The 21,462-nt window shown below is 42.1% G+C and carries 17 protein-coding genes; 8 read left to right on the forward strand and 9 right to left on the reverse strand.

What is annotated here, in order from left to right; translation table 11 throughout:
• Positions 1 to 387: 387 nt before the first annotated feature.
• Positions 388 to 1,839 (reverse strand): ISLre2 family transposase, encoded by a 1,452-nt coding sequence (locus tag CIB29_RS11250; RefSeq protein WP_094549740.1) that lies wholly within the window; start codon positions 1,837 to 1,839, stop codon positions 388 to 390.
• A 189-nt stretch (positions 1,840 to 2,028) separates the two neighbouring features.
• On the opposite strand from CIB29_RS11250, the gene phnC reads away from it, so the two are divergent.
• The 5 genes from phnC to CIB29_RS11275 all read left to right on the forward strand — a co-directional run bounded on the left by phnC (position 2,029) and on the right by CIB29_RS11275 (position 7,331).
• On the forward strand, positions 2,029 to 2,808 hold the full coding sequence (gene phnC, locus CIB29_RS11255; protein ID WP_094549742.1) for a phosphonate ABC transporter ATP-binding protein: 780 nt from the start codon (positions 2,029 to 2,031) through the stop codon (positions 2,806 to 2,808).
• Between the two features lie 15 nt (positions 2,809 to 2,823).
• Entirely contained in the window at positions 2,824 to 3,723 is a 900-nt protein-coding gene (phnD, locus tag CIB29_RS11260) for a phosphate/phosphite/phosphonate ABC transporter substrate-binding protein (RefSeq protein WP_094549744.1), read from the forward strand.
• Positions 3,720 to 4,559, forward strand: coding sequence for a phosphonate ABC transporter, permease protein PhnE (gene phnE / locus CIB29_RS11265; protein ID WP_198543847.1), 840 nt, complete (start codon positions 3,720 to 3,722; stop codon positions 4,557 to 4,559). The genes phnD and phnE overlap by 4 nt, the downstream gene beginning before the upstream one ends.
• Positions 4,556 to 5,566, forward strand: coding sequence for an NAD(P)-dependent oxidoreductase (locus tag CIB29_RS11270; RefSeq protein WP_094549746.1), 1,011 nt, complete (start codon positions 4,556 to 4,558; stop codon positions 5,564 to 5,566). Before phnE ends, CIB29_RS11270 begins: the two co-directional genes overlap by 4 nt.
• A gap of 106 nt (positions 5,567 to 5,672) precedes the next feature.
• Positions 5,673 to 7,331 carry an IS1634 family transposase gene (locus tag CIB29_RS11275; protein WP_088223227.1) on the forward strand — a complete coding sequence of 553 codons (1,659 nt, stop codon included), beginning with the start codon at positions 5,673 to 5,675 and terminating at the stop codon, positions 7,329 to 7,331.
• Between the two features lie 253 nt (positions 7,332 to 7,584).
• Here the strand turns inward: CIB29_RS11275 and CIB29_RS11280 are convergent, their stop codons facing one another.
• On the reverse strand, positions 7,585 to 8,493 hold the full coding sequence (locus tag CIB29_RS11280) for a selenium metabolism-associated LysR family transcriptional regulator (protein WP_035156833.1): 909 nt from the start codon (positions 8,491 to 8,493) through the stop codon (positions 7,585 to 7,587).
• 402 nt (positions 8,494 to 8,895) lie between these two features.
• Positions 8,896 to 10,560, reverse strand: coding sequence for an IS1634 family transposase (locus tag CIB29_RS11290; RefSeq protein ID WP_025672232.1), 1,665 nt, complete (start codon positions 10,558 to 10,560; stop codon positions 8,896 to 8,898).
• A gap of 191 nt (positions 10,561 to 10,751) precedes the next feature.
• On the opposite strand from CIB29_RS11290, the gene CIB29_RS11295 reads away from it, so the two are divergent.
• Positions 10,752 to 11,558 (forward strand): IS1380 family transposase, encoded by an 807-nt coding sequence (locus CIB29_RS11295; RefSeq protein ID WP_198543848.1) that lies wholly within the window; start codon positions 10,752 to 10,754, stop codon positions 11,556 to 11,558.
• Between the two features lie 152 nt (positions 11,559 to 11,710).
• On the forward strand, positions 11,711 to 13,075 hold the full coding sequence (locus CIB29_RS11300; protein ID WP_094549738.1) for an ISLre2 family transposase: 1,365 nt from the start codon (positions 11,711 to 11,713) through the stop codon (positions 13,073 to 13,075).
• A gap of 88 nt (positions 13,076 to 13,163) precedes the next feature.
• On the opposite strand, the gene CIB29_RS11305 is transcribed toward CIB29_RS11300, so the two are convergent.
• The 4 genes from CIB29_RS11305 to CIB29_RS11325 form a co-directional block, all read right to left on the reverse strand.
• Complete coding sequence (locus CIB29_RS11305; protein WP_198543849.1) at positions 13,164 to 13,448, reverse strand: DUF5680 domain-containing protein; 285 nt, start codon at positions 13,446 to 13,448, stop codon at positions 13,164 to 13,166.
• 347 nt (positions 13,449 to 13,795) lie between these two features.
• On the reverse strand, positions 13,796 to 14,014 hold the full coding sequence (locus CIB29_RS11315; RefSeq protein WP_094549752.1) for a zinc ribbon domain-containing protein: 219 nt from the start codon (positions 14,012 to 14,014) through the stop codon (positions 13,796 to 13,798).
• A gap of 162 nt (positions 14,015 to 14,176) precedes the next feature.
• Positions 14,177 to 14,395 (reverse strand): hypothetical protein, encoded by a 219-nt coding sequence (locus CIB29_RS11320; protein WP_094549754.1) that lies wholly within the window; start codon positions 14,393 to 14,395, stop codon positions 14,177 to 14,179.
• Between the two features lie 173 nt (positions 14,396 to 14,568).
• A complete protein-coding gene (locus CIB29_RS11325; protein WP_094549756.1) occupies positions 14,569 to 18,351 on the reverse strand; it encodes a KAP family P-loop NTPase fold protein in 3,783 nt (1,260 codons plus the stop codon).
• Between the two features lie 288 nt (positions 18,352 to 18,639).
• Here CIB29_RS11325 and CIB29_RS11330 point away from each other — a divergent pair, with 288 nt between their 5' ends.
• The gene (locus tag CIB29_RS11330) at positions 18,640 to 19,530 is read left to right on the forward strand and encodes a tyrosine-type recombinase/integrase (protein ID WP_198543850.1); all 891 of its coding nucleotides are present in this window, start codon (positions 18,640 to 18,642) and stop codon (positions 19,528 to 19,530) included.
• Positions 19,531 to 19,786: 256 nt separating this feature from the next.
• Here the strand turns inward: CIB29_RS11330 and CIB29_RS11335 are convergent, their stop codons facing one another.
• Both CIB29_RS11335 and CIB29_RS11340 read right to left on the reverse strand, forming a co-directional pair.
• Positions 19,787 to 19,987, reverse strand: coding sequence for a hypothetical protein (locus CIB29_RS11335; protein ID WP_094549759.1), 201 nt, complete (start codon positions 19,985 to 19,987; stop codon positions 19,787 to 19,789).
• A gap of 267 nt (positions 19,988 to 20,254) precedes the next feature.
• Entirely contained in the window at positions 20,255 to 21,118 is an 864-nt protein-coding gene (locus CIB29_RS11340) for a hypothetical protein (RefSeq protein WP_094549761.1), read from the reverse strand.
• Between the last annotated feature and the right edge of the window lie 344 nt (positions 21,119 to 21,462).

Genomic DNA, 21,462 nt, shown 5'->3' on the forward strand with positions numbered 1-21,462 from the left:
CCGTAGTGAACCGAAAAAATGTTCTCCACAAAGTCTTGACTGACTCGGGCCGGAGATTTGCCACCGGCTTCCTTCAGATTCTACCTCGCGGTAGAGACCCTTGCCTTAAGCTAATGGCTACTACTGCCTTCGCCATTCGGGACTTGAACCCTATAGATAACGCCCATGCCGGGCGCACATAAAGGCTGCCTCGACGGCAGCCGTGTAGAATAAATTCTACACGGTTCACTCAAAAAGCAATTTGTCAACAGCCCCTTCAATGGGTTCCTTTTTTGTTTGATTTATTAACAAATTTAATTAATCGCATTGCAAATTCCAATTATTATTTAATCATTGTGCGTGTCAAGATTCAGTAGGTGACCCCCACACACTAGCGAATTTCATGTTTTAGGCAACAATTGGTAACTTCTTTGTAAGTACACGTAGCACGTACTTGACCCATGGCTCATCTGCTGCTGGGCCATACAGCGCCGGTAAGCTGGCTCGCAGCCAGGCGGCCGGATCTTGACCGGGTAGCCGGCCTTCGGCACGGATGGGCTTGTCCCCAGCAACACGGCGGATCAGTTCGGGTTGTGCCTGCCAGACCTGCCGTGCCACTTCTGACAACTCGCCGTTAGCCCGTGCTGCCAGCAGGCGTGCGAGATGGTCAGCCCCTGTATTACTCCAACGGGCCCCGTGCCGCTTCATCCGACGGGCAACATGGTGGAACACCTGGCCCTCTATCGTGCCAAGACGCTCTGCTACTTTCTTCTGGCAGATCCCTTCCCAGTTCCCTTGCAAGTATCGACGCAGTTTTGTTATTCGCTGGCGTTTAGCTCCTTTGCTCGCTCGCTCAGCGGCCACCAGAGCTTTTTCTACCTCTGCCCAGTTCTCCTCCACAAGAGCAGCACTTACTGCCTTGTACGCCGCCTCATCATGGCCCAAACCCTCCAATAATGCCCGCCGCAAGTGGTAGGGGTCCAACTGGTACGTTGCCCCTGGGAAATACTCACAACCCAGCTTCACCCATGGTGCGCCGTCACCACCTACGCAGCAGTTCTCTACGGCAGAAAGGTCCCACTGCCGCCCAAATTGGGCTACTGCTTGCTCCCAGAATACCCGTGCTTCCGCTACTCCGGTGACTACCCGGCGTCCCTGCAAACTCTGCCTATGCGGCCCCATACTCACCTTCCGTTCATACCCTACGCCAATTTTTATCGCTAATTTCCTTCGTTCCTTACAATTGTTGCGGGCCGCCACCCATACCTCATCTGCTTCTACCCGCAGGCTCTGGCTCTTCCGTCGCGCTTCTGGCACTTCTCCCCGGTCAAAAACCGCCGAGCGTTCTTGCTCTACCTGCTCCGCAAGCCTTTTCCCAGCCTCTTGTGCCTCTTGCCACAGGCTCATCGCTTGTATGTCTACTGCACCCAGCGTTACCTGTTTTAGCCAGGCAGCTGCCCGGTGGTACGGCATCTCCGCCGCTGCTGTCACCGCCAACTCTGTCGTCCACGGCGACAAGCGTTGCCGTGGCGCCAGGCCCAATGCTTCATCCAACAGATACCTGCCTTCTCCTGTCTCTTGATCCCGATAATACCTCCGCTCCAGCGCCACTTCTCCAAATGGCGTCACTATAACCCGGGGTTTTGTATGTACGAGCTTCAGCTGCTTCCTGTTCCTATCTCGCATTAGTTGTTCGTCCAGATAATTGCAAGCTGTCACTAACAACTTCAACGTTATCTTTTGCACCAACCGGTAGATACCTTTCTCTAGTTCTGCAAAATCCTGGTAAGTGGTTATTAATCGATACATTTCTCGTATGACTAGCAGGATAATCTCCACAATGTCGCGAATCATCCACATGAGACCTCACCCTCCTTGGCTATTGTGTTAGGGGTGGTTGCCTGAGGAGACAACCGGTGAGGTCTCTTTTCTATTTCCGCCTCACTTTCTCCTACTGAAATTTTACACGCTCTTAATCATTAATTAACACAATTTTAATACTCCATTGATATATGTATGTTAATATAAGAAACAAGGGGAGGTGACAACATGGTATTGGAAGTGGAAAATCTCACGAAGAAATTTGACCACCTGGTGCTGGATCATATCAGTTTTCAAGTTTCCCAGGGTGAGTTTGTTGTCATTCTGGGTTCCAGCGGCGCGGGGAAATCAACCTTGATGAGATGCCTGAATGGCTTGATGGCGCCTACCAGCGGAAAGGTTAGGGTCCATGACATCGAGGTGTGCAAAAAAAACCTTCACAAGATCCGTCAAAAAGTAGGTTTTATTTTTCAGAATTTCAACGTCATCGGGAATTTGACCGTGATGCAGAATGTGCTGATCGGCCTGCTGGGAACCAAATCGTTTTGGAACATTTTTTTCACCAAGGAAGAAAAAAAGATCGCGGAAGAAGCGATTGAACTGGTGGGTTTAAAGGACAAAATTTACACGCGTGTTGAGAAATTGAGCGGGGGGCAAAAACAAAGAGTGGCTATCGCCAGGGTGCTGGTGCAGAAACCCGATGTGATTCTCGCGGATGAGCCGGTCTCCAACTTGGATCCGGTCATCAGCCGGGAAATCCTCGATATTTTGCGGAACATCAACGAAAGCAAAGGAACGGTGGTCATTTGTAACCTGCATCAACTCGAATACGCAGTAGAGTATGGCCATCGGATCATCGGCATTCACAGCGGAAAAGTGGTTTTTGACGGCAACCCCCAGGTAATGCGGGAGCAAGACTTAGCCCGGATATATGGGGAAAAGTTTGTGCAAAACGAAATACGGAAGCCTAATCGATCGTTACTGAAAAGAGAACTAGTTCAAGTATAATGGAGGGAAGCGGACATGAAAAAAACAGGAGTATTGGTAATCATCACGACATTATTGATTTCTCTGTTGTCCGGTTGCGGCGGGGAGAAGTCTGGGGCAGGAGCGGCAAAATCGGGGATTGATCCGAACCCAGCAAAATTGAGGATAGCTCTTCTGCCCGACGAATCACCTTCCACGGTAATCAAAAACAATGAAGGATTAAGGAATTATTTGGCGAAAACTTTAAATAAAGAAATCGAACTCGTCGTAACGACCGACTATTCTTCGATGATCGAAGCGATGCGCAAAGGGCATATCGAGGTTGCTTATTTCGGGCCTCTATCTTATGTACTGCTCAAGCAAAAGATGGAAAATGTCGAGCCGTTCGCCGCCAAGCTCGATAAAGGGGCGCCCACTTATAACGCGGTAGTCATCGCAGGAGCGAATACGGGTATCGCCCAATTAAGCGACATCAAAGGGAAAACTGTCGCTTTCGGAGATGCTGCCTCCACCTCAAGCCATTTGATCCCGAAGGAAATGCTTAAAAATGCCGGTTTGGAAGCGGAAAAAGACTACAAACAACAGTTTGTCGGAGCACACGACGCTGTAGCGATAGCTGTGCAAAACGGCAATGCCGAGGCCGGCGGGCTCAGCAAACCGATCTTTGATTCCCTCGTGGAAAAAGGCACTATTGATAAAAACAAGGTGAAGGTCATCGCAGTATCCAAGCCGTATCCAAATTATCCATGGGTCATGAACAGTGAACTCGATCCGCAATTGAAAGAATCGATTAAAAAGGCGCTGTACGATTTGAAGGACAAAGATGTCCTCAAGCCGTTAAAAGCCGAAGGTTTCGTGCCGATTACTGATAAAGATTTTGATGTCATTCGCGATATGGTAAAATCGCTTGGCATCGATCTGGAGGAGGTACAATGAGTGTAATCAATGCGTCGGCTGCTTCTATCAAATCGCACAGCGGATCAGTCTTGATGAACGGATGGTTTTTCATTATCCTGATCGGAGCGGTGTTAATCCTAGGCTCCTTGTTTTACACCTTGAATGTCAGTTGGGACTTGCTTGCTAACAGCAGAACGCTAAGCAATTTCATATCGACTGTCGGAGAAATGTTTCCGCCCAATTTCGCCGTTGTGCCCACATTGGGGAAAGCGATCGTGGAAACTCTTGTAATGAGTGTTATGGCTACGATTCTTGCCGTTTTCTTATCGTTTCCTCTCAGCTTTTTGGCGGCGGAAAAAACATCGCTCCATCCCTCGGTTTGCTATATGGCCAAAGGCATATTTAACGCGTTGCGGACGATTCCTGAACTTATCATGGCGATTATCTTTGTGGCTTCCGTCGGCTTCGGAATTCTTCCGGGAATTCTCGCGCTGGGAATCCATTCGGCCGGGATGCTCGGGAAGTTTTATGCGGAAGCGATCGAAAAAGTGGACACCGGCTTGATCGAGGCGGTTGAGTCTTCGGGTGGATCGCGTTTTCATGTCATCGTCTTCAGCGTAATCCCTCAGATAGTAAGCCATTGCATTGACTTTACTTTGTACCGGTGGGAATACAATTTCCGCGCCTCGACGGTCGTCGGCATGATCGGCGCGGGCGGAATCGGCTTTCAATTAATCACTTCTCTGCGGATCATGCAGTACCAAGATGTTCTTGCGATTCTTGCGGTTGTGTTTGTGATGGTGCAGTTGGTCGACGCGTTCGGGAATATGATTCGCAGAAAATTATTGTTTGGGGAGAGTGGTACAAACAGATGAGCAGACCAAGGGTGTTTATTTCACACTGGATGCCGCAAATCGGTGTTGATATGATTAAAGAGTATTGTGAAGTCGATTATTACGACGGGATAGAGCCTTTATCCAAAGAAGCCTTTATCGCTAGAGCCAAGAAGGCTGATGCGGTGCTCGCTTTCGTATGCGACACCATTGATGAGGAAGTTCTGCAAAGCTGCCCGAACGTGCGGGTGATCAGCAGTTTCGGTAAAGGGTTCGATAATATTGATGTGGAAGCTTGTACCAGGCACAATATACTGGTGACGATTAATCCCGATGCGCTGACGGAATCTACGGCGGATTTGGCGATCGGATTGCTCCTATCGGTTTCCCGCAATATTTTAGCCGGCGACCGTCATGTGCGCAACAGGGAATTTAAAGGTTGGCATGCGGTTCATTGTCTAGGCCGCGACTTTCATCATTCCAAGTTGGGGATCATCGGATTTGGTGCCATCGGCCGGGCGATCGCAAAGCGCGCCAAAGGCTTTGACGTTGAGATATCCTATTATGATGTTCGCAGATTTCCGGAAATGGAAGATCATCTGGGAGCGAGGTATATCGAATTGCCCGCACTGCTCAGCGAAAATGATTATGTGGTAGTGGCTGTCGATCTCCGGCCGGAAAACTATCATCTGATTGACCGGGAAGAGCTCGAATTGATGAAGAAGGATAGCTTTTTAATCAATATCAGCCGGGGATCGATCGTGAATGAGCAAGCCGTAGCGGAAGCTTTAGAGCAGGGCCGTTTGCGGGGATACGCTGCAGATGTTTTTGAGTTTGAAGATACGATTATCAAGAACCGTCCGTCGTATATTGCCGAAGCACTTTTAAGACAAGAACAGAAGACGGTATTTACCCCTCACATTGGCACTGGCACCATTGAAGCAAGGGAAAGATTGGCTGTCTCCAGCGCCACTCAATTGCTGACTGCACTGCAAGGGAAAATTCCTTCCGGAGCAATAAATCAAATAAAACTCGACCCTATGATTTGATTATATCTCACATTTCGCACCCTCTCGACAAAAATCGGGAGGATTTTTTTATCTTCCTGTCGAATAAAACCTTGGAATACAAGGAAAGCAAAGGAGTTTGCTCATCATGGACGTTCAAATTCGGGCCATTTATGAAAGTTCTTATTTGAATATAATAAGCGCCCTGTTCAAAGATCTTGACCTTCCTCAGTTGATTGATCGTCTCGTTCCCGTGGATCCGCAATGCCAAACTCGAGCCAGCGATATCGTCAAACTAATCGTTCTGGATATCTTGAGCGGCCGGCAAGCGCTCGTTCATTTGGAACAATGGGCGCATGACATCGATTTGCCGAAGCTGATTCGGCCAGGACTGGAGCCGTCTTGGTTCAACGACGATGCCATCGCGCGTCATTTGGATCGCCTGTATGAGGCGAATATCCATCAAGTCCTTTCGTCTTGCCTCGTGCAGATCTACAAGAAAGAAGGCCTCTCTCTTCGCGTCTTCCACGCCGATACGACGGACAAGACCGTTTATGGCGCGTATGAATCGGCCTCGCCGGATGCCTTGCAGATTACGCATGGCTACAACCGGCATCATCGTTGGCAAAAGCAGATCGGATTTGGGCTGATTGGCAACGAGGATGGCATCCCGTTTTATGGCGATGTACACGACGGCAACCTGCCGGATAAGACGTGGAATCCCGAGGTGTTGTCCCGTGTGCAGAAACAGCTGAAGCAGGCGAAGATCGAAGATGAATGGATTTATGTTGCCGATTCTGCCGCCATGACGAAAGACACACTGGCGCAAACGAAGGCCGCCAACGCCTTTTTGATCACAAGAGGCCCTTCTTCGCTCCGGATCGTCAAAACCGCGCTGGCTAAAGCTGATGCCCAAGACACGCCGTGGAGCGATCCGTTCTCCTTAGCGGAGAAAAACGGAGCCACCTACCGGGTGTGGGAAACGACATCGACGTACGAAGGTCATTCGGTCCGGTTGATCGTCGTTGAATCCAGCGCGCTCGACCAACGAAAAGGAAAGACGCTCGAAAAAGAGCGAAACCAAGAAGCAGAGCTTCTTCGGCAGAAACAAACCCAGTGGGAAAGCCGTCTGTTTTCGTGCCGGGAAGACGCCGAACAAGCCCTAGCGTCTCTAAAGGCGTCCCTTCGTCTCCGGTTCCATCGCGTCGAGGCGTCGGTCGAAGCGATCGTGCGTCCGAAAAAACGGCGCGGACGTCCGAAAAAAGGGGCGGAACCGGACATGGAAACGCTGTACGCCCTTCGCTTGAACGTGGAATTCGACCAAGATGCGTGGGAACAGGCGAGACGGAAAGCGTCCCGGTTTGTCCTTGTCACGACCGTTCCGGAGGAATGGAAAGGTCAACCGATGGATGCGAAAGAGATCTTGAAGTTGTATAAAGGCCAAATCTCGGTGGAAATGAACTTCTCTTTCTTGAAAGACCCGTTCTTTACGGATGAGATTTACGTAAAAAAACCGGAACGGGTCGCGGTATTGGGCTATTTGTTTCTGTTGGCCTTGGCGATTTACCGCGTCTTCCAGCGCCGGGTGCGTCAGTTCATCACCCCGGAACACCCATTAAAGGGCGCGGGAGGCCGGAAACTGACCCGACCGACCGGACAAGCGATTTTTCAATTGTTTTGGTATGTCAGAGTCGTCCTGTTGGAACTGCCGGATGGACGAATTCAACGCGCGTTAGGTCAACCGCTCACGTACGAGCAGCGAAGGATTCTGCAAGGATTAGGGATGGACGAGAGCATTTACGTCTAATGGGATAAAGAACGACCAGCGATGGTAAAAAAAGGATACCATCGCTTTTGGTGTTGGTTTAAAAGTTATTCTAAAAAACTGAATAAAAAATCCTTTTGTTCCGCCCTACCAAGGTGCGAAATATGAGTTATATAATTGCGCAAAAGGTTGGACGTGTGATCATCCGGCCTTTTTTGGCTCCGCGAAAGTTCATTGTTTAAATTATACAGCTTTTTTATAAGTTCCTTTAATAAAATGCTCTATTTTATTAATATTACATTCCGCCGAATTTAACACGCACATATTCCATAAAGGTGTATGCGGCAAGGGATTGCGACATCGTTTTATCGAGGACCAAATAAAAATTTCGACGCAAATGGATTCCCTTGATCTTAAGAATTTGCAATGTCTTCAATTGCAGTTCTTTACGAATTGCGAATCTCGACAAAATGGAGAAACCTATTCCCGATTCGACCGCGGCTTTCACCGATTCGGTGTTGCCCAATTCCAAAACCACATTTAATTCTTCAGGATTCAAATCGATCTTCCTCAGGCTTTCGTTAATGACCTGGCGTGTTCCGGAACCAGGCTCTCTTAGGATGAGAGGCAGCGAAAATAAATCATGAGGTGTCAGCACCCCTTTACTAGCGAGCAGGGGGTGCTGATTTTGTGTGGAACTGATGACAACCAGCTCGTCCTCAAGAAAAGGGTAACTTTCAATTTCCGGGTTAGATACCGGAGCTTCCACGAAACCGATATGAATCTCCTGCTTCAATAATTGCTCCACGATATGGAGGGAATTGCCGATTTTCATCCGCAGGTTAACCTTGGGATAGTCGAGCTTAAATATTCCCAGCACATACGGAAGAATATGTTCTCCGATCGTTGTGCTGGCCCCTATAAATAAATCGCCATGAATGGAATTTGAAAGTACTGTCAGTTCCTTTTCCGCGTCATGAACGAGTTGAAAGATTCTCTCCGCGTATCTCAGCAGAACTTTTCCATAATCGGTCAATTTGATTGTTCTTGTCGTCCTTTCAAATAACTTGACTTTCAAGGCTTCCTCCAGCTGCTGGATTTGCAAACTGACCGAGGGCTGGGAAAGATGAAGTATTTTTGCAGTTTCTGAAAAATTCCGTTTGGTTGCTGCGATATAAAACACGCGCAAATGATCCAGATTCATTGTCATTACTCCTGTCCTTCTTTTTACCTATCCAAAGTATAGTCCTTAAGTGTTAAAGCTGGATAAAATAAGAAAATTCATTTAACCCCTGAATCCGTGATAGTTCTTCTGTGAAAAAGAAGAAAAAGAAAGGAAATCGCATCTCCGATGGTGAATTTTAAAGGAACCATGAATGATCCACTTTCACCTGCGAGGTGCTACATATGAGAATCCAATTCACCCAATCTAAGGAAATTCTGTTGACTACGCATGCTGGCCTGGCCACCGTCGGCGCCTTGCTTTCCCATACCCGATTGCCGCAGCGTCTCAATCCCGAGTTCGACAGTTGCTAGGTAAATGAAATGCCCGTCATCCCTTGAGTAGACTGGATTTTCGGGCATTCATACGCAAAATGGCGTGTATCTATGCTCCAGGGTGGATTTCGAGGAACCTTGGAGGAGCTTCAATCCCAAGCGTATCAAAGGTTTTCCGTTGTTTGGCCGTCAGTTCCGTAGTCTGGTAGACGTCTCCGTTTTTCGAAGAAAAATGTCCGAGACCGATGCGATCCAGTTCCTTTCGCACGGCTGCCCAGGTCTCGCCGGTTTCCACTTCGACGATGCGCACGAGCAACAGGGCCAGCCAACAAAGCAGGATATGCGCCCGAATGCGTTCTTCCAGGCGATGAAACATCGGGCGAAGTTCCAGGGTCGTCTTCAATGTACGGAACGCATCTTCCACATCAATGAGTTGCTTGTAGCCAAGCGCCACGTCTTCTGCGGATAACGTGTCATCCGAAGTCCGGATCAAATACTTGCCGTCATACTTTTCGGCCTCGCGTATCGCTTGCTTATCCAGCTTCAGCGTTCCATCCTTGAGCTGGCGCAAATATTTGCCGTAGGTCGGATGGGAACGCAGCTTACACGCCGCCTTCGTATGGGCGTGACCGCCCAACGGCTTCAGTTCGTCCAACTCCGCTTGCAGGCGCTCGATCATCTGTTCACGGCGAAGACGATCCCGTTCGGCTTCTTTGGGGTTGTACACCAAGACATAGCGCTTGCGCGCTTCGCCGTCGCCGATGACGATGTCTTTGACCTGCAGGTTTTCTCGCACTTGGTGGTATCGCCCTTTCCGGCTCATCGCGGCCTCCGTCGTTTCTTTGCCGGATCGCATTTTTTCCCCGACGATATAATGGCCGCCTGTACGCTGCAACGTGCGCAAATTGTCTTCGGAGGAGAACCCTCGATCCATGACCGTAATGACTCTGCCCAGTTTCCATCCGACCAGGTCGCGTTTCACCTGCTCGACGACGGACATATCCGATGTATTCCCCGGCCATACCCATGAACGGATCGGAATGCCTTGACGAGTGACCGCCAGTCCAATGACCACCTGAACCAGATCCGGGCGTTTGTCCTTCGAAAATCCCTGCTTGCGCAAGGAGTCGTCTTCCGGCACATCGAACGGATCGACTTCGAAGTAGGTGGAGGTGGTGTCGAAGTAGAGCAAATCGACCTCCAGATTCAGTAAATCCGAGACGGAGCAATATACCTGAACCTCCAGCTCCGATTGAACCTCCAGCAGGTCGTCCATCGCCCGGTACAGTTGCTGGCTGTTCACTTCCCTTACGCCCGGCAGGTACACATCGTCCCTTACCCAATCTTCCATCGCCAGCTTGCTGGAAGGGTTCAGCGCGCGATTGGCCACCATGGCGAAGATCAGGCGTTCGATGGACGTTTGATGTTTGCGATCCGCGAACAGTTTTTCAAGGATGGCATCCAGGCCGATCTTGTGCCACAGTTGATGAAGCAGCCAGGCTCCACCCAAGCGTTTGCAGGACTGAAAGAGGAACTCCGCCGTCTGGCCGATCGCATGTTGCGCCTTCAGCGCCGCTTCCGGCGTCAGGTAACGAGAAATGCTTTGCACCAGGCGCTCCAGGACGGAGCGATCAACTTCATCTTCCCGGCCGAACGAGTAGATGACCTTGGCTTTGGCGTGTTTGGCGACGGGATCCCATACATTGTGCGCCAGCTGGAGGTAGGCGGTCGTGGATCCATTTTTATTTTTACGAGAGACGCGACGAATATACATGCCTATATATTACCACAAATAACCCATATTTTACAAGAGTAAAAATACGAAAGCGTGTGCCTATGGAAAAATGAGATTTTTTCTAGCTCCGCTCACAGAAAACCTTGCTGTTATGGGATTCTTGATTTTCTATATGCCCAAAAATGCCGATTTACTGTCGAACTCGGGTCAATCGCTCCACCGTGAAAGGAATGGAGAACCCGATTCACAGTCATGGCGATGTCATGACCAGCTATCTTGGCTTGCTTTGCCAAGGCAAAAGCGACTTCGACCACATCGAACCTTTCCGAAAAGATCCCGTATTCCAAACCTGCCTCGGTGTCCGCAAGGTGCCGTCAAGCCCGACGCTCCGTCAGCGTCTGGATGCCGCAGCTCAAACGATGAATGCCAACTGGAACGAGATCCTGCTTCAAGAATCCGCCGATCTGATTCGAAACGTAAAAGCACCTGTAACCGGACTGACAGCAGGCGAGCATACGGTGATTCCGCTGGATATCGATGTCTCTCCGTTCGATAACTCCGGTACGAAAAAAGAGGGTGTTTCGTTGACCTACAAAGGCACGTTCGGCTACGCCCCCATTTTCGCCTACCTCGGACAGGAGGGGTATAGCGTGAATGTGCAGCTTCGGGAAGGCAGCACGCACAGTCAGAAGGATGGCGCTGATTTTCTGCGCGAAAGCATCCAGTATGCCCGGCGCATCACGAAAGAGCGCCTTCTCGTGCGGATGGATTCCGCTCACGACAGTCTGGAAAATCTGCAGGTGTGTCATGCTGAGCCAGAGGTCGATTATATCATCAAGGTCAATCTGCGCAATACATCCAAGGAAAGTTGGCTACGGATCGCCGAAGACAAGGGCATGGCCTGTGAGCAGCGCCCCGGCAAGACGGAATACATGGGCGTGATCGCCTTTCCCGAAAAAGGCTTCGATCAAGCCCTTCGTCAAGTGTTTCAAGTGATCGGTGTGAGTAAAATATTTGTGGGTGACATTCAGGAATGATTCCCCGACGAGGGTTGCGAACTTTTGTTCGCGACGCTCGTCGGGGCCACCAAGCGAAGCGCGGTAGAAAAAAGCAAATGTCATGCAAAAAGGACTCTCTCCCTGCTATGATGGTGATGACCAACATCCATAAAACAGGAGGGAGAGAGTCCATGAAACATCTTACCACAGAATGGCCTTTATTAAAAGAGCTGGAGGAACAATTAGTCAGAACTCTTCAAAAGGTGTTCGCTGTCTTGTTGGCGGCCCTTTTGGAGGAGATTGATCAACAACTGGCGGAAGCGCGGGACAAGCGCCGGTATCAGCTGAAAGACAAACGGCCGACCACGATCCAAACGCTGTTTGGAGAAGTGACGTTTCGACGGAACTACTACTATGATCGGCAGGCGGGGGCGTATACCTTCTTGCTGGATGCCGAACTGGGCTTTGATGGAGCGCAGTCGATCAGCCCTTGCCTCGAGGAAACGGCGGTCGAGTTGGCCGTAGAGTGCTCTTCCTACCGCAAAGCGGCCCGTACGTTGGAGTCGATCGTGGGGTATGCGGTCATGAGCCACGAGGCGATTCGCCAACTGGTGCTGGAGGCCCCTGTCTCGCTGCACCACCCTGTTTCCAAACGGCACGGCCGAGTGCTGTTTGTGGAGGCGGATGGGCTGTTCATTTCCCGCCAGGGGAAAGGGAAACGGGCGAAAGAAGAGAAAATCCTGGCGGTTCACGAGGGATGGAAACGAAACGGTTCGCAGCTCAAGCTCGTGAACCGGCGCCACTACCTCCATGAAGGGGTGGGAGACGTGTGGGAACGGTTTGAAGAGTGGCTGATGAACGAATATGCCTATGACCCGTGCCGGGACCTTTTGATCATCAACGGCGACGCGGCGTCGTGGATCACAGCCTGCCGGGAGTATTTTGGAAAGCGAGCCTGCTTTCAGCTGGATCGATTTCATGTGGCGCGGGAGCTGCGCCAATGCCTCTCCGGCCATCCGCGTTGGCGGGAGGTGCGGAAGAAGCTGGCGAAACAAGACGAAGAGGGGCTTCTGGTGGAGCTGAACAGCGCGGTCGGCACGTTGGGGGACGAAGGCAAAGAACAACAGCTGGCCGCCTTGATTCGCCGGATCGAGTCGATGCCGGGATGCATCCGGGACTATCGGGAGTGGCTGTCGGAGCAAGGGGTGGAGACGACCGGCATGCGTCCGATGGGCCACGCCGAGAGCGTGATGAGCCGGTTTGCGCATCGGGTGAAATCCCGCCGCAGCTGGAAAGACCAAGGGCTTCGGGCGTTTCTGAGGGCGATGGCAGCCCGAATCGACGGGATCGGGTGGAGAAAGGGACGGTGGGAGGAGCAAGAGCCCCAGTCGGCCGTCTCGGCCTCAACAAAGTCCAAGCGGATCGAACAGGCCAAACGGAAGGCCGGACGGTTATGGGCAGATGTGGTGCGTCAGAATCTACCGTGTCTGCAGCGGTCATCCGGGACGCCGATCCATCAAGCGTTGTCGGCGCTCCGGGATGGTGGTTGGGTGTAAAAAAATGGAATATCGTATCATCGCCTCAAGATGAGGGATGAGAGTCCGAAAGCGCTTACGATATTAATTCCTGAAAATGGTTCGCTAACTAGTGATTGACAACGCCCGTAGTGAACCGAAAAAATGTTCTCCACAAAGTCTTGACTGACTCGTAATTCATCCCCCATATGGGCTTTTGATTTTCAAATACCACTTCTTCACCAATAAAATCAGCACTCCCGAAGTAAGAGTCTATGTACAGTAAATCCCCTTCACCATAATGTAAATCCTTTGAGTTCGGTCTTGAAGATGCAGAAAGAACTCCGTCCCTGGCATATGTATTCCTTTTTGCTCTGACCAGAAATCCTTTCAAAGCCAATTCTGTGCAGTTCATTGCCTTCGTCACCCTTCCTGTTTATTCTCACTCTTTCTTTATTCTTTTTTTAATCATTGAAATAGTAATCAATGCTGTCCCAATTATAAGCAGGCTTAAGTACATAAACAACTGAAATGGTCCACTGCCAAAATGACTGAATGGATATGGTCCATTTATAATCCAAATATATCTTTCATAATTGCCATGAATAAAATAATATAAAATTATCGGACTAATTGTAAAGATAAATTCTAAGCCCAGCAAAAAATCAGATATATATTTTATTGACGAGTATTTCCCCATCATCCTGCCCCCTTGCACCATAAACACATAAAATAAACATTACATAACATTAAAGAATGACTTTACCAGTCATTCCATTCATCAAAGCCTTCCCTTGCACCTGTAAAGAAAAACTCTGTATGCCTGCATTTAGGGCAGACATATACGTCAAAAGTCAAATGCTCTTCAATATCAAATAATGCTCCCAATATTCCCCTATTATTATCCTGGGAATCAAAGCGGTATTCTTTCAGATACTTCATTTGCTCTTTACACCTTAAACACTCAAACTGTTTTTCCATTTTAAGTTAGACTCCTTCCACTTTATTCACATTAAAATCATTCTATTTTTAATTATAATATAAAATGCTTATATCCGTGCTATTTTACAGTTATATTTTTATTTTTTATTTGACGTGTAAAGAATAGCATATGTTTCATTCGTCCTAACGTCTAAGAGTGCTTTATCCAATATAATTCCCCATGTCTTTCTTTAAATCATCAATATTTCTATAGTAACAATATATAAAAGTATCATTAATACCATCTTCACTATTTTCTATACAAAGATTTATTCTATAAAATATATCCAGCCGCTCATCAAAGCCTTTATCAACTTGCACGCCATTAAGTATAAAAGTTTCCAATACTGTAAAATTCCCAAAAATCGTTACGCCCTTCATGGTTAATCACTCCATTCAGTTTTTATTTGAAGGTTATTATATAAATAGTACCTGTAAAATCAACATTTGGAGTGATTTTTTATAAATCAGTTTCCTAAATCAAAATCAACATTATTATCAAAAAAGGTTCTAGTAGCCAACTCATATACTAAAACCTTTTTTGATAATAATTGTTAATCTTCAGTTCCTGTTTTAGAATATTTCTCAATAATGTCTTTAAATTCACTTTTATTTATACCACGCATTTTATATAGTCCAGAATTAATAAGTACGTAAATTGCTTTCTCTCTTATCTCTTCATTATTTTTAGCAATATTATATAATATCTTCGCTAACTTATAACTCATTCCTCTTGGAAATTTTTTTTGATTATAATACAAAGTTAATGTGTCAAGTGCTGCTTTCTTTTGAGCCAATCCGCCTTCAAGTAAATAAATAAAAGTATTATTAATAATATCATTTGTTTTATTTGCTACTAAATACTTATTATTATCTTTTAATGCAACAAATAGTTGAAGTAGGTTATTAATTTCAATTTCTGATGAAGTGTTTTTAATCTTGTCCTCTATTAGTGAATAATAATACATTCTTTCTTCTTCACTATCTATTTTCTCTGATACTGTATTTAAAGTATATTGATATTTATTATCAACCTTACCCTCTATAAAGAGTTTAATAGTGTTTTCCCTTACACTTCTTTCATTAAACAATAAGTTATTGAACACATTCTTCTGAACTTCCTTTTCGAATATTGAATACATAGATAAAATAATTCTTAATTCAACATCTTTATTAGTAAATTCCAACTTTGAAGTTATCTCGCACAAGTTATTTATTTTGTCAGTCATGTTAAATTTTTTATTAATAAAATTAAATACCGCATCTAAAAGTTGATTTATAGTCTCACTTCCATAGTAAATTAATATTTCAATAATCTTTTGAGGGTTATTATTTATCTCTTTACAATCTTTTGAGATAATATTGGATAAAATTCTTTGTCTAATATTATTATCAGATAATATAGTATAATTTTGGATAAACTGCTTAACAGCAAAATCATATATTAGATTACTTTCTATTTTACTTAAAATACTAGAAAAATATTGATTTTTTAAATCATCAACATTAAATAAATGCATTAAATCATTATATATAGTATAGGTTAGTTTAATAATTTCCTCGTTCACAGGATTAGGGTTCCTTTGTTGAGAATTTGCTATATAAATCAAACTATTTGACAATTGATTTATTTTATCAGGTTCTATTATGAATGAGCATTGCCTTAGTAACGAATATAAAAACTCCATTATGTTTTTATTAATTTGATTGTTTTGATTATTTAATAAGTTCAGTATGTTTTGCATAATAGTATTTCTTTGTGTAGAATTAATATATTCTTTTACACCATTGATGTATTTAACTAAATATTTGCTACTATTACTTGTTATTTCTAAAGAATTTATAACTTGTACTATATTTTGAACTATTCTATCAATGTTTCCATATACTTTAACAATTTCACAAACCGCATTTATATAACTTCTTATAAATAATTCTTTTTCCTTAACATAATATTCACATAACCTAGTAACTAGTTTCATCTTACTTTCATTATCAATTTTATATTCTGCCCCAATTTTTATTATCAATTTGAATATCTTATTACATGTATCTTCATCTTTCCATTTATTTGCTTCCAATGATAAAGCATCAACTATGTTTGTTGCATATTTGCTTATATCTTTATCCAAATTTAGAATACTATCTAAAATTTCAATACAAGTAGATGATAATTCCGAATTATCATCATTTATATAATTTAGTATTTTTTCAGTTAATAAGTTATGATTATCATCAACCAACTTTTCGCTAATATTTAATAAATACCTTGATATTATCTTTTTATCATCCTCTGAGTATTCTTCTTTAAAATCCATTATTGTTTCAAAAATATCTCCCGAAAAATATTTTTCTAATGATTTTTGGTTATCATTTATCTTACTAATTATCCGTAGTACTTCTTTATAGTCTTTTTCATATAATTTAACTAAAACTCTGTCCAAGAGGTTAATATTAAATGATAAATTACTATTCATGCAAATAGTATTCAATACATTATTCGTATAATTTAAATTATCTAGTGCCAGCGTATTTACATACTCATTAATTATATCGGAATAGTAGTTGTAATGCTCGGTTATACTAATATAATTCACAACGCCATTTATACTAAACTGTTTTATATTATTTTTATATTGCTGTATCTTATTTAGAATAATACTGGCAAATTGGTACTTAATTTCTTCTGGAATTAACCTAACAATATTTAAATCGGATAGGCTACTAAGAATATTTATCATATCTAAGTTTTCGTATTTATCTATTCTCAGTAATAAATTATTAAATATTTCGATTCTTTCAGCATGAGACTTAGTCTTGTTTATTTCAGTGACAAAACCATTAATATCTTTATTAATTATTAAATTCTCAAGATTCTCTACATATTCATCAGAATAAGAAATATTTAACATGTCTTGAGATAAATAAATATAAGTTTTAATATGCTCACGTGAAACAATATAATTGCTTGTATAATACAAGTACTCTATTGCTTCTTTAAACTCATCCTTAACTCTAAACTCCTGCTCTTCTTCAACACAATAATATTTACTTAAAATATTAATTTGGGACTCTTCAAAGTCATTATCTCCTCTTCTTACTCTCTCAACGTATTCTAATAATCTATTATTATTTACTAAATCATAATAAAGTTGTGTAAACTCCGTCTGCAATACAGTTATTTTAGCCAGAAATTTTAAGTCCAATGTAAAATTTGCACTAAAATAATTATCTTGTAGTCTTTTTTTAAAAATTTCGTATAACAAAATAAAGTTATTTAATAGTATTTTTACTTTTCTTGGGCTCATAACATTTTTATAAATTAGAACATGAACAATCTCCTTTAATTCTTCTTTAGGAACATCTATATCTATACTACTTAGCAATTTAATTGCGTAGTCTCTAATTTTTTCTTGTCTAAATGGAGGTATAGTCAATTTGATTTGAAAGATTTTATCTAAATAATCTGTATCATCTATTTTTTCTTCAATTAGGGCTTTTTTCAAAACTGCATCATCACAGGCAATAATAAAAATACAATTTTTTATATTCATAAACGTTTTTATTGTCTCTAATACTTCAATGACTTTTTTGCTCTGACATCTATCCAAATCATCAACAAAAACAATAATTTTATTATTATTTTTGACAAAATTATTTATAAGTTTTTTAAATGACTTTTCAAATTGCTCTAAACTCTCTAAGTTTTCATTTGACTTTGTTATTGTTACATTGGAAGTATAGTCTTTCAATATTTTAACTACATAATAAATAACCCCAACAACAATAGCATTGAAAAATAACGGTATTGACATTTGTCCTTCTATATGAAGCCATTTAAATAAAAATAAATAAAAAATCACTTCAGCAATTAATATTATAATAGATGAACATAGCAATCCTTTAAACATTTCCTTAATGCTTTTTTTAAGGTTACCTTCACTTTTTAGAAATGACTGATTATTTATCTGTCGATTTCCTTTTATATAAAGTGATTCTATCAATTCATCGACAGGCTCGCCCGTTTGTTTTGCTACTTCTAGAAGAAACTTTCTTTTTAAAGATATAGGCTCATTTGAATATTTCCAGCATTCAAACATAACTGTTTTGTATTTCTTTGAATTATCGATTCGATTTTTTAATAAGTTTATAATTGTAGTTTTTCCGACTCCCCACTTCCCAAATAAACCAATATTTAATTGCTCATTTTGACAGTTGTCAATAATATTCTTTATAACGTCCACATAGTGTCTATGACCGAATTCATCACCATTTATATTTCCTATTGGCTCATCAACAAAGACTCTAATATTATTATCTATTTTTGCGTCTTTCATAATCTCCCTGACCCCTTTGCTAATATAACTTATATATTATTTAATTTGACATTAATCTTCCATTTCCTCTTTTATCCACAAAATTTTTCAACAAAAACGGGATTTTGTGGAGAATATAATAAAAATCAGATGCTACATTGCCTTAATTTGATGCAATAAGCCCTTAAAAATTGTCCACAAAACTTTTTAGTCTCCTTTTTAAGCCTGAAATCAACCTGCTATATTAACTTGAAATTCACCTTAGATATTCTTAAAATCATGGTAAAGTTTATGGAAAGGAGTTTAGTCATGGATACGAAGGAATATTACTTGGATGCTTTTGTAGATTATTTAAATAAAAGCGATAAATCATCTGGTACCATATTAACCTACACTGCCAATATCAAAGGCTTTATCAAATACTACGTTGAATCATATGGTGAGGAGTTTATCCCAGAAAATGTAATCATGATGGACTTAAGGAACTATCGAAATTATCTCCTGAATATCAAGCGTCAAAAAGCATCTACTATTAATAATAAGATTGCTTCGCTAAAAGAATATTTTTTCTTTTTAATGAGTAATAGCATTATTAAAACTAATCCAGCAGAAAATCTAAAGAAAATACGAACCAACAAACCTGTTGCTCCAAAAAGTTTTTCTGACACTGAATTTAAGAAAATTAAGCGATATGTATATAGAAGTCAAAAGGATTTATGGATAGTAGTTTTTGAGTTGTTATCTAAAACTGGAGTCAGAGTAAGTGAACTTATAAATATCCGCCTTGCTGACATAACCATAAATGAACGTTCTGGAAATCTAAGAGTTATAGGTAAAAACCAGAAAGAAAGGAATATTCCTCTGCATTTAGATGTCAGAAAAGCAATTACTGCATATATGGAAGTTAGAGATAGAATGTCCATATCATCTGATTATCTTTTAATAAGCGAAAGAAAACGACCCTTTACCCGTTCTGGAATCTTTAAAATGCTAAAGCGTTGGGAAAACGACACGAATATTAAAATTCACCCTCATATGTTCAGGCATCACTTTGCAATTCAAGTTCTTAACACACCCAATGCTGATATCAATACTGTACAGTACCTCTTAGGACATGAAAGTATAGAAAGTAGCGCTATTTATCTTAAAGTGAGACAGGAGGATTTGGAAGAAAGTATTAATGCTATATCAGATTATTAGAAACAAATTTATCTTTAGTTTCAGACTAAAAAACAGGCTCATATTGCCTGTTTTTTGCTATCTATAATACTTACTATTTTCTTTTCATAATGCTTATTATTGCAGAAACGCTTACAATTGTGATGCATACTATAAGGCTTACTATTATATATTTCAAATTCTCGACCTGCTTTCTGTACACTTCATAATGTAAAGGATTTAGGGATAAGGGGTAAGTTTGACCTTATGCTCTTATCCCTCCTTTACTCCTAATTCTCTAACTATGCTGTTTTATCACCTTCCACTCTCTCATATTGTCTTTCATAATAAATGTCGTTACTACAGCAAAAGGTATGACCGCAAGCCATCTGTATTCATAAAATAATTTCTGAAACAAGTAAAAAAGGAGAAAGAATGTTGCGTATCCTACCATTGTAGGTATAACTATGTTAAAAATTATATTTAATCTCTTTTTCATCAATAATCAACTCCCTTCTTCATCTATATAGTAGCGCGCACAAAGAAATTTGTCAGGTCCAAACTTATAAAATGTTATGCATTTGTAATAAAATCCAATAAAATTTTGTCGCCTTAAAACACTTTCAATTCCTTGAAACATATGCCTTTCACCATCTTAACTAATATACATATATAATTAATAGGGTTTAGGGAGCATAAGGTGCTAAAGGGTAATAGGAGTAATAGGGCTTATAGGGACGATAGTAATCTAATAAGATTTTTTATTCTATTCGATGTTAAATACCATTTTCTTTAGTTCGTCTATACTGCAAATGCTGGTTACATTCTGAAGCCATTTCATTAAAGTGTTCTCATTCTTTTGTCCTGCTATAGCATAGTAGATGTCATCAGGTAGGACATTAAATTTCTCTAAAAGTATTACCATAATCGATTCCCGCATTCCTTCCTTATTCCCTTCATCCCTAATCCTTATTCCTACCTCTGTATCCATGAGATATTCCTTTAAAACCTCAACCCCTTGTTTACCTATTAATCTCGATATAATTTCTGAAATTACTGTTAAGTACGTTATACGTTCTTCTTCGTCTTTCATTCTCTCTAATAAGGACATAACCTTCAGCAACACTTCATTAAAAGGTAAGGAATTCTTCATAAATGGAAGAAATACCAGGCTCAGTTTATCTCTACCATCAAGTAGACAACCTGAACTAATTTTTTGGCTAAGTTCCTCATATACTTTTTGTCCATTAATATCTGATAAATCTACTATCTTAGTCTTATAATGTACTGAACCAAAACTCTTCTCTATCTCACCATCTTGTTGTATATTCCCAAAATTCAGGATAATGGTATTTACCTGCATTCTATATCTCAATGCTATGCTCATGTCATAAGTTAGCATACTCTGGAGGTCGGGTTTTGATTTAACATTCGTAATTTCAACATGAAGTAGCGAATCATTTTCAAGCAGAAGCATGAGCAACGGCTTTTTATAATTTTCTATCTGTTCCACTTCCACTATTTCCTTAACCCTTGCTAACTTTAACCCAATCCCTTCAAACGATAAACCCTTAAAGATTCTATTAAAATATCCTTCAATAAAACTCTCTTGTTTAAAATTTGCTCTCATGACTTTCACCTCTTGCCTTAAACTTTATCTTTCAAAAATTTTCTTGTAAAAAATAAAAAAGCACATCCTCCTTAATTACTGCCAGTATAAACCTGGCTGTGAAAAGAGAATGTGCTCTCCGCCTGTGTCGCTAACGCCATTGTAGCGCATATAAAAGAAGAATACAATTAGATTTTAATAACTACGATTTTTATCTTGCTTGATATGGTTACCTTTCCTGTATCAAAACCCTTATTTAAAAGCCAACCTTTCAATAATAAGTACCAACAATAGTGTTGAAAGAAGTCGATAATAATTCTTTGTTTTAATGAATAATGAATAAAACCAAGAACTTGTCCTTCTGA

Source organism: Petroclostridium xylanilyticum (assembly GCF_002252565.1).
Classification (GTDB): Bacteria; Bacillota; Clostridia; order SK-Y3; family SK-Y3; genus Petroclostridium; species Petroclostridium xylanilyticum.

Coding starts and splice junctions, on each gene's coding strand:
- CIB29_RS11250 (WP_094549740.1), bottom strand. CDS start 1,839: ATGTGGATGATTCGCGACATTGTGGAGATTATCCTGCTAGTCATACGA.
- phnC (WP_094549742.1), top strand. CDS start 2,029: ATGGTATTGGAAGTGGAAAATCTCACGAAGAAATTTGACCACCTGGTG.
- phnD (WP_094549744.1), top strand. CDS start 2,824: ATGAAAAAAACAGGAGTATTGGTAATCATCACGACATTATTGATTTCT.
- phnE (WP_198543847.1), top strand. CDS start 3,720: ATGAGTGTAATCAATGCGTCGGCTGCTTCTATCAAATCGCACAGCGGA.
- CIB29_RS11270 (WP_094549746.1), top strand. CDS start 4,556: ATGAGCAGACCAAGGGTGTTTATTTCACACTGGATGCCGCAAATCGGT.
- CIB29_RS11275 (WP_088223227.1), top strand. CDS start 5,673: ATGGACGTTCAAATTCGGGCCATTTATGAAAGTTCTTATTTGAATATA.
- CIB29_RS11280 (WP_035156833.1), bottom strand. CDS start 8,493: ATGAATCTGGATCATTTGCGCGTGTTTTATATCGCAGCAACCAAACGG.
- CIB29_RS11290 (WP_025672232.1), bottom strand. CDS start 10,560: ATGTATATTCGTCGCGTCTCTCGTAAAAATAAAAATGGATCCACGACC.
- CIB29_RS11295 (WP_198543848.1), top strand. CDS start 10,752: ATGGAGAACCCGATTCACAGTCATGGCGATGTCATGACCAGCTATCTT.
- CIB29_RS11300 (WP_094549738.1), top strand. CDS start 11,711: ATGAAACATCTTACCACAGAATGGCCTTTATTAAAAGAGCTGGAGGAA.
- CIB29_RS11305 (WP_198543849.1), bottom strand. CDS start 13,448: ATGAACTGCACAGAATTGGCTTTGAAAGGATTTCTGGTCAGAGCAAAA.
- CIB29_RS11315 (WP_094549752.1), bottom strand. CDS start 14,014: ATGGAAAAACAGTTTGAGTGTTTAAGGTGTAAAGAGCAAATGAAGTAT.
- CIB29_RS11320 (WP_094549754.1), bottom strand. CDS start 14,395: ATGAAGGGCGTAACGATTTTTGGGAATTTTACAGTATTGGAAACTTTT.
- CIB29_RS11325 (WP_094549756.1), bottom strand. CDS start 18,351: ATGAAAGACGCAAAAATAGATAATAATATTAGAGTCTTTGTTGATGAG.
- CIB29_RS11330 (WP_198543850.1), top strand. CDS start 18,640: ATGGATACGAAGGAATATTACTTGGATGCTTTTGTAGATTATTTAAAT.
- CIB29_RS11335 (WP_094549759.1), bottom strand. CDS start 19,987: ATGAAAAAGAGATTAAATATAATTTTTAACATAGTTATACCTACAATG.
- CIB29_RS11340 (WP_094549761.1), bottom strand. CDS start 21,118: ATGAGAGCAAATTTTAAACAAGAGAGTTTTATTGAAGGATATTTTAAT.